Consider the following 8,223-nt stretch of genomic DNA (forward strand, 5'->3'; position numbering starts at 1 on the left):
GCCCGGTGGTGGACTTTTCAGCGATCACCGCTCCGGTGGAGCGGTTGGTGGCTACCGCCCAGAACGGGTTGGAAGTGCTTCGCTACGGCGGGCTGGAGACCGGTGCTGTGCCATCGCCGTTCCAGATCGTCGAGAGCGTGCCGATGTACCGGCTGCGGCGCTACTTCCCGCCGGACACCCGCCCGGGTGCCGCCGCGGCGGGCTCGCCGGTGCTCATGGTGCACCCGATGATGATGTCCGCGGACATGTGGGATGTGACGCGCGACGACGGCGCCGTGGGCATCCTGCATGCCGCCGGACTCGATCCGTGGGTCATCGACTTCGGCTCACCCGATCAGGTCGAGGGCGGTATGGACCGCAACCTGGCCGATCACGTGGTGGGCCTCAGCGCGGCCATCGACACCGTCAAGGCCACCACCGGCAAGGACGTGCACCTGGCCGGCTATTCGCAGGGCGGCATGTTCGCCTACCAGACCGCCGCCTACCGGCAGTCCCGCGACCTGGCCAGCATCGTGGCCTTCGGCTCGCCGGTGGACACCCTGGCCGCACTGCCGATGAACATGCCGGCCGGCCTCGCGACCAACGTCGCCGACTTCATGGCCGACCATGTCTTCAGCCGCCTCAACATCCCGGGTTGGTTGGCGCGCAACGGTTTCCAGATGCTGGACCCGATCAAGACCGCGCAATCACGGCTCGATTTCCTGCGCCAGCTGCACGACCGCGAGGCCCTGCTGCCGCGTGAACAACAGCGCCGCTTCCTGGCCAGTGACGGCTGGATCGCCTGGTCCGGGCCGGCCATCGCCGAGCTGCTCAAGCAGTTCATCGCGCACAACCGCATGATGACCGGTGGTTTCGCCATCCACGGCAATCTGGTGACGCTGGCCGACATCACCTGCCCGGTGCTCGCCGTGGTCGGCGAGGTCGACGACATCGGCCAGCCCGCCGCGGTGCGCGGCATCAAGCGGGCCGCACAGGACGCCGACGTCTACGAATACCTCATCCGCGTCGGGCATTTCGGGCTCGTCGTGGGTTCCAAAGCGGCCAGTCAGAGCTGGCCGACGGTGGCGTCGTGGGTCAAGTGGCTCGACGCCGGCGGGCCGATGCCGACCGACGTGGTGCCGATGCCGCTGCAGTCCGAACTGCCGCGCGAGTCGGTGCCGTTGGCGACCCGTGTCGCGCACGGTGCCGCGGCTGCCACCGAGATGGCCTTCACCCTGGCCAGCACCGCGGCCGACGCCGTGGTGTCGGCAGGCAAGTCCACGCGGGCGCTGGCCATCGAGACGGTCCGCACCCTGCCTCGTCTGGCCCGATTGGGTCAGATCAACGACCACACGCGAATCTCGTTGGGCCGCATCATCTGTGAGCAGGCCGAGGGCGCGCCGGACGGTGAATTCCTGCTGTTCGACGGTCGCGTGCACACCTATGAGGCGGTAGATCGCCGCATCAACAACGTCGTCCGCGGTCTGATCGAAGTCGGTGTCCGGCAAGGTGTTCGGGTCGGCGTCCTGATGGAAACCCGGCCCAGTGCGCTGGTCGCCATCGCGGCGTTGTCGCGCCTCGGCGCGGTGGCCGTGCTGATGCCGCCCGATGCCGACCTGGCCGTGGCGGCCCGCCTCGGCGGCGTCACCGACATCATCTCGGACCCGGCCAATCTCGCCGCCGCCCGCCGGTTGCGCACCCGCGTGCTGGTGCTCGGTGGCGGCGAGAACCGCGACCTGAATCTCGATGACGACGACGATGTCGTGGACATGGAGAAGATCAACCCCGACGTCGTCGAGCTGCCCGGCTGGTACCGGCCCAACCCGGGCTACGCGCAGGACCTGGCGTACGTCGCGTTCGCGAACGTCGGCGGCGAGCTGGTGGCCCGGCAGATCACCAACTTCCGTTGGGCGCTCTCGGCATTCGGCACCGCCTCGGCGGCCAACCTGGGCCGCGGCGACACGGTCTACTGCCTGACCCCGCTGCACCACCAGTCCGGCTTGCTCGTGTCGCTCGGCGGCGCGGTCGTCGGCGGTGCCCGCATCGCGCTGTCCCGCGGTCTGCGGCCCGACCGCTTCGTGCACGAACTGCGGCAGTACGGCGTCACCGTGGTGTCCTACACCTGGGCGATGCTGCGTGACGTCATCGACGATCCGTCGTTCGTACTCAACGGCACTCACCCGGTGCGCTTGTTCATCGGCTCAGGCATGCCGGCCGGGTTGTGGCGCCGTGTCGAAGAGGCGTTCCAGCCCGCGCACATTCTGGAGTTCTTCACCACCACCGACGGTCAGGCCGTGCTGGCCAACGTGTCGGGCCTCAAGATCGGCAGCGAGGGCCGTCCGCTGCCGGGCGGCGGCCAGATCGCGCTGGCCGCCTACGACGTCGACGACGATCTGATCCTCGAGGGCGATGAGGGTTTCGTGGCGATCGCGGAACCCAACGAGGTGGGCGTGCTGCTGGCGAAGCCACGCGGCCCGGTCGACCCGACGGCGTCGGTCAAGCGTGGCGTCTTCGCACCGGGCGACACCTGGGTGTCCACCGAGTTCCTGTTCCGCCGGGACGACGACGGCGACTACTGGATGGTCGACAACCGCCGCTCGGTCATCCGCACCCCACGCGGCCCGGTGTTCGGCAAGGAGGTCGGCAATGCGCTGGGCCGCCTCGACGCGGTCGACATCGCCGTCACCTACCGCGTGCCGGTCGGCGATCGCGAGCTGGCGGTCACGGCGTTGAGCCTGCGTCCGGGCGGCAGCGTGCTCGCCGCCGACCTTCGTGAGGCGCTCATCGAGTTGCCGGTCGGCGTGGTGCCTGACCTCATCCACGTGGTGCCGGAGATGACGCTGAACGCGTCGTATCGCCCGGTTCTGGCCGAGTTGCGGGCCGCGGGCGTGCCCGAGTCGTCGGACAACGCGTGGCAGTTTGACGTGGACACCGACTCGTTCGTGCAGTTCACGTCGGCCGCTCACACGGAGCTGACCGGGGACGGCAGTCTGTCGTGACAGCCTGCCGGTGCCGGTCAGCGCTGTTAGGCTGCGCTTGGTCATATCGAATGGAGGACGCATGACGTCACACACCAGCCGTCGCCGGCACGGTGTTGCCGGCGCGATTCTGGCGGGAGCGGTGGCTGCCGGCATGATGATCACTCCTGCCGCGGCGCACGCCGATGTCCTCGACGACCTCGACGCCGAGTACGACATCGGTGCCAGTGGCGGCGACCTCTCGAAGCTGCTGCACACCGCACTCAAGCTGCGCGCCCAGGGCTTCGGCCCCTCGAGGGGCAACCTCGCCGATATCCAGGCGGCCCTTGACGATCGTCCCAACCAGGTACCCCTGATCCACGCGCTGCAGGACACCGTGAAGTTCCAGAAGCGCAATCAGGCCCGTGCTGCCGGCGCGAAGCCGCAGAACCCCATCGTCATCGGTGGTCCGGGTGGCCTGCCGCCCGGCCTGGTGCCGGGCACCGGTGGCTCGCAGATTCCGTTGGGTGGCTAGCGCACGATGATCGACGAAGCGTTGCGCGCGATTTTGGTGTGCCCGCAGGACCGCGGCGAGCTGCTGCTGGTCGGGGACGAATTCCTGTACAACCCGCGGTTGCGTCGGGCGTACCGGATCGACGCCGGGGTCCCGGTGCTGCTCATCGACGAGGCGGTCGACATCACCGACGACGCCGAACACCAGCGACTGATCGACGCCGCCCAGCGGTAGCTCAGCCCGGCAGGTCGCCGGTGAGATAGCGCTGCAGGTTGGGGCCGATCGTTTCCACGATCTGTTGCACCGGCAGCGATTTGAACGGCTCCAGTTCCAGGATGTAGCGGGCCATCACCACGCCGATCAGCTGGGATGCGACGAACTGCACCCGGATTCGTCCGGTGCCGGGTGGATTGTCAACGCGCGCACCGACTTCGGTGGTGATGACGTCTTCCAGGAAGATCCGGATCAGGTTGACGTCGTCGCCGGCCAGCATCGAGCGCAGCGCCGCGATGAAGCCGACGCCGAGTTCGGAGTCCCAGATCGGGAGCAGCAGTGCCGGCAGGGTGTGCCCGAGTTCTTCGACGGGGGTGTTCCGCAGCGGTCCCAGCACCATCTGCGGGTCGACGGGAATGTGTACCGCGGTTGCGAAGAGCTGCTGCTTGGTCCCGAAATAGTGATGCACCAGCGCCGCGTCGACGCCCGCGGCGGCGGCGATCGCCCGCACCGAGGTGTTGTTGAATCCGTTGCGGGCGAACAGCTCCCGCGCACAGGCGAGGATCGTCTCCTTGGTGTCCGATGGTCCGGTCGGACGGCCGGGGGGCTTGCGGCGGGGCCGCGGCTGCGTCGCGGTCATGGGGTCCGACGGCGCAGGGTCGCGGCGGCCAGGCACATGGTGACGACCGCGAACGCGATCACGATGACGATGTCCCGCACCGTGGTGCCGGTGATCTCGGCGTGGTCGGCCACCTCGCGGAGCGCTTCCAACGCGTAGGTCGCGGGCAGCGCGTCACTGATCCACCGCAACCACTCGGGCAGCATCTCACGCGGAACGATGATGCCGCACAACAACAATTGCGGCACGATCACGACCGGCATGAACTGCACGGCCTGGAACTCGGTGCGCGCGAACGCACTGCACAACAGGCCGAGTCCGACGCCGAGCACGGCGTTGATGATCGCGATCAGGAACACCAGCGCGGGGCTGCCCGCGGTGTCGAACCCGAGGAACCAGAACGACACCAGGCAGGCCAGCGTCGCCTGCGCGGCCGCGGCCACGGAGAACGCCGATCCGTAGGCGGCCAGCAGATCCAGCCGGCGCAGGGGAGTGGTCAGGATTCGTTCCAACGTGCCCGAAACCCGTTCGCGCTGCATGGTTATCGAGGTGATCAGGAACATCACGATCAACGGGAAGACGCCCAGCAGGATCAGGCAGGCGTTGTTGAACGGCGACAGCGTGCCAGGCCGGTGCGGCAGATCGTCGAACATGAAGTACATCAGCGTGATGACGGCGCTCGGCACCACCAGGATCATCGCCATGCTGCGATGGTCGGCGGCGAGCTGACGCAGGATGCGGGCAGTGGTGGCCAGATAGGGCTGCAAAGTCAGCCGGCTTTGGCCGCGGTGCTGCGCCTGATGATGGTCAGAAACGCTTCCTCCAGCGATGAACATCCGGTGTCCTCTCGTAGATGGGTGGGCGTGGTGTGCTTGAGCAGGCGGCCTTCGCGCATCAGCAACAGTTCCCCGCAGTGGTCGGCCTCGTCCATCACATGGCTGGACACCAGCAGGGTGGTGCCGCCGCGGGCCAGCCGGTCGAATTGTTCCCACAGGTCGACGCGCAGCACCGGGTCCAGCCCGACGGTCGGCTCATCGAGCACCAGCAGGTCAGGTTTGGACACCAGCGCACACGCCAGTGATGCGCGGGTCCGCTGGCCGCCAGATAGGTTGCCGCAGAACGCGGTTCGGTGATCCTGCAGCCCGACGGCGGCGATGGCGTCGTCGGCCGCGGCCTTGCCGGAGCCCGTCAATGCGGCGAAATAGCGCACGTTGTCGATGACGCGCAGGTCGTTGTAGACCGTCGGCTCCTGCGTCACATAGCCGACGCGGCGACGCAGATCCGCTGATCCGGCGGGTTTCCCGAGCACGGTGACGGTGCCCTTCGTGATGATCTGGGTACCCACGATGGCGCGCATCAGGGTGGTCTTGCCGCAGCCCGAAGGGCCGAGCAGTCCGGTGATGCTGCCGTGCCGCACCTGCAGGGACACCTCGTCGATCGCGAGTCGCTTACCGCGGACGACGGTCAGGCTGTCGACTCGAATCGCAACGTCAGGGGCATGATCCGTTAATTCATCACTCGATGAACTCATCATAGGATGAATAATCCGCTCGCGGCGTGGACATGTCAACGGCGAGTCTTCGAGCGGGCAGAATGACGGGCCATGAGCGCCGCGCAACTCGCCGTCGACCCGGTCACCGCGGCCCGGCGCCTGCTCGGGGCCACGCTGTACGGCCGCGACGTGGTCGCCACCGTGGTGGAGGTCGAGGCCTACGGCGGCCCACCGTCGGGGCCCTGGCCGGATGCGGCAGCACACTCGTTCCGCGGCCCGACACCTCGAAGCGCGGTGATGTTTGGACCGGCCGGCCACCTGTACACCTATCGCAGTCACGGAATTCACGTGTGCGCCAACGTCGTCTGCTGCGCGGACGAGGTGGCGGGAGCCGTGTTGCTGCGTGCGGCCCGCGTCTTCGACGGTTGTGGCGCCGCTCAAGGCCGCCGACGCGCCGGCGTTACGCCGGCCGCGATCGCCCGCGGGCCCGGAAATCTGTGCGAGGCGCTGGGAATCACGTTGGCGGACAACGGTATTGACTTGATGGATCGACGATCCCCGGTCCGGCTGGAACTGAACGCGCTGCAGGTGGGGAGTGCCGGGCCGCGCGTGGGTGTAAGCCAGGCCGCCGACCGGCCGTGGCGATTCTGGCTGGCGGACACTCCGGAGGTTTCGGCCTACCGGCGCAGTCCCCGGGCGGCCGCGCCGGGGGATAGCGACTGATGGCAGCCGCTGACCTGCGATAGGGGAAGATCGACGTCGTGAGTACTGGCATCCTCGATGAACTGGACTGGCGCGGACTGATCGCGCAATCGACCGACCGCGAAGCGCTTGCCGCCGCGACCACGGATGGGCCGCTCACTCTGTATGCCGGCTTCGATCCGACCGCGCCCAGCCTGCACGCCGGACACCTGGTTCCCCTGCTCACGCTGCGGCGATTCCAGCAGGCCGGGCACCGTCCCATCGTGCTGGCCGGTGGTGCGACCGGCATGATCGGCGATCCCCGGGACAACGGGGAGCGGACCATGAACACCGCCGACACCGTCGCCGACTGGTCTGAACGCATTCGTGGCCAGCTCGAGCGATTTGTCGAGTTCAACGACTCCGGCAACGGCGCGATCGTCGAGAACAACCTGTCCTGGACGGGTCCGATGTCGGCCATTGAATTCCTGCGTGACCTGGGCAAACACTTCTCGGTCAACGTCATGCTCGACCGGGACACCATCAAGCGGCGACTCGAAGGTGACGGTATTTCGTACACCGAGTTCAGCTACATGCTCCTGCAGGCCAATGACTTCGTGGAGCTGCACAAGAAGCACGGCTGCAGCCTGCAGATCGGTGGCTCCGACCAGTGGGGAAACATCATCGCGGGCGTCCGGCTGGTGCGTCAGAAGCTCGGTGCGACGGCACACGCGCTGACGGTTCCGCTGGTCACCTCGGCTGACGGAAAGAAGTTCGGCAAGTCGACCGGTGGCGGAAATTTGTGGCTCGACCCTGAGCTGACCAGCCCATATGCCTGGTACCAGTACTTCGTGAACGCGGCCGATGCCGATGTCGTCGGCTATCTGCGCTGGTTCACCTTCCTGTCCGCCGACGAACTCGGTGAACTGGCGACCGCCACGGCGGAGCGTCCTCACGAACGGGCTGCTCAACGCCGGCTGGCTCGGGAATTGACCACTTTGGTGCACGGCCAGGCCGCAACCGACGCCGTTGAACTGGCCAGTCAGGCGCTGTTCGGCCGTGCCGAACTGAGGGATCTGGACGCATCGACGCTGGCCGCGGCGCTGACCGAGGCCAGTAATGGCCAGGTCGCGGAGCTGGCGCCCGGTGGTCCGGACGGGATCACCGACCTGTTGGTGGCGACGGGACTGTCCAAGAGTCGTGGTGAAGCGCGCCGGACGGTCGCCGAGGGCGGCGTCTACGTCAACAACGCACGCGTGGAAAGCGACGAGTGGGTACCACAGCCGACTGATTTTCTGGGTGATCGCTGGCTGGTGTTGCGGCGTGGCAAGCGCCACATCGCGGGGGTGCGCCGGGTTACGGGCCCGACCAGTGGGAATCACCCCCTGTGACCAGGGGAAACGGCCCGCTGACCTGGCGATTTGACTCGCTGTTAGCCCTGCCGTAACTTATTCCAGGTCAGAGCGACACGGACAAGCGCCGGAGAGCGAAGACCAAATCCGAGAGTAACACCCATTAAGTTGGGAGTTCCTCACTGCCCGCACACGGACCGCGGCTTTTAAGCCGCGGGTTTGTTGCGCGGTCAGGCCGGGCGTGTTGTTTGAGAACTCAATAGTGTGTTTGGTGGTTTTTGTTTGTTGTTTTTTTGACTGCACCTCTTGTTTTCCCGTTTGTGGGGTGTGGTTGTTTTTTTGATGCCAGTTTGTTTGGTGTCTTTTGTTTGTGATCGGATTTTTCTGATTCGAATTCACCTGTCTTTGGATGGGTT

General features: G+C 66.9%; 8 protein-coding genes. 5 read left to right on the plus strand and 3 right to left on the minus strand.

The window, feature by feature from the left end:
- Nucleotides 1-5 precede the first annotated feature (5 nt).
- The 3 genes from TL10_RS19400 (at nt 6) to TL10_RS19410 (ending at nt 3,684) form a co-directional block, all read left to right on the plus strand.
- Nucleotides 6-2,978, plus strand: coding sequence for an acyl-CoA synthetase (locus TL10_RS19400; protein ID WP_043399363.1), 2,973 nt, complete (start codon nt 6-8; stop codon nt 2,976-2,978).
- A gap of 61 nt (nt 2,979-3,039) precedes the next feature.
- The gene (locus TL10_RS19405) at nt 3,040-3,471 is read left to right on the plus strand and encodes a hypothetical protein (RefSeq protein WP_043399360.1); all 432 of its coding nucleotides are present in this window, start codon (nt 3,040-3,042) and stop codon (nt 3,469-3,471) included.
- A gap of 6 nt (nt 3,472-3,477) precedes the next feature.
- Nucleotides 3,478-3,684 (plus strand): Trm112 family protein, encoded by a 207-nt coding sequence (locus tag TL10_RS19410; protein WP_043986897.1) that lies wholly within the window; start codon nt 3,478-3,480, stop codon nt 3,682-3,684.
- 1 nt (nt 3,685) lies between these two features.
- Here the strand turns inward: TL10_RS19410 and TL10_RS19415 are convergent, their stop codons facing one another.
- Genes TL10_RS19415 through TL10_RS19425 form a run of 3 tightly spaced genes read right to left on the minus strand, consistent with a single transcriptional unit; the run spans nt 3,686 to nt 5,816 of the window.
- Nucleotides 3,686-4,303, minus strand: a complete 618-nt coding sequence (locus tag TL10_RS19415) for a TetR/AcrR family transcriptional regulator (protein ID WP_043986924.1) — start codon at nt 4,301-4,303, stop codon at nt 3,686-3,688.
- Entirely contained in the window at nt 4,300-5,118 is an 819-nt protein-coding gene (locus TL10_RS19420) for an ABC transporter permease (RefSeq protein WP_043986899.1), read from the minus strand. The genes TL10_RS19415 and TL10_RS19420 overlap by 4 nt, the downstream gene beginning before the upstream one ends.
- Nucleotides 5,052-5,816: an ABC transporter ATP-binding protein gene (locus TL10_RS19425; protein ID WP_043986900.1), complete on the minus strand. Its 765-nt coding sequence runs from the start codon at nt 5,814-5,816 to the stop codon at nt 5,052-5,054. Before TL10_RS19425 ends, TL10_RS19420 begins: the two co-directional genes overlap by 67 nt.
- Nucleotides 5,817-5,885: 69 nt before the next feature.
- Here TL10_RS19425 and TL10_RS19430 point away from each other — a divergent pair, with 69 nt between their 5' ends.
- Both TL10_RS19430 and tyrS read left to right on the plus strand, forming a co-directional pair.
- The gene (locus TL10_RS19430) at nt 5,886-6,497 is read left to right on the plus strand and encodes a DNA-3-methyladenine glycosylase (protein WP_043399351.1); all 612 of its coding nucleotides are present in this window, start codon (nt 5,886-5,888) and stop codon (nt 6,495-6,497) included.
- Nucleotides 6,498-6,535: 38 nt separating this feature from the next.
- The gene (tyrS, locus tag TL10_RS19435; protein ID WP_043986901.1) at nt 6,536-7,846 is read left to right on the plus strand and encodes a tyrosine--tRNA ligase; all 1,311 of its coding nucleotides are present in this window, start codon (nt 6,536-6,538) and stop codon (nt 7,844-7,846) included.
- Nucleotides 7,847-8,223: the final 377 nt, after the last annotated feature.

Source organism: Mycolicibacterium llatzerense (assembly GCF_000878195.1).
In the GTDB taxonomy this organism is placed as follows: domain Bacteria; phylum Actinomycetota; class Actinomycetes; order Mycobacteriales; family Mycobacteriaceae; genus Mycobacterium; species Mycobacterium llatzerense.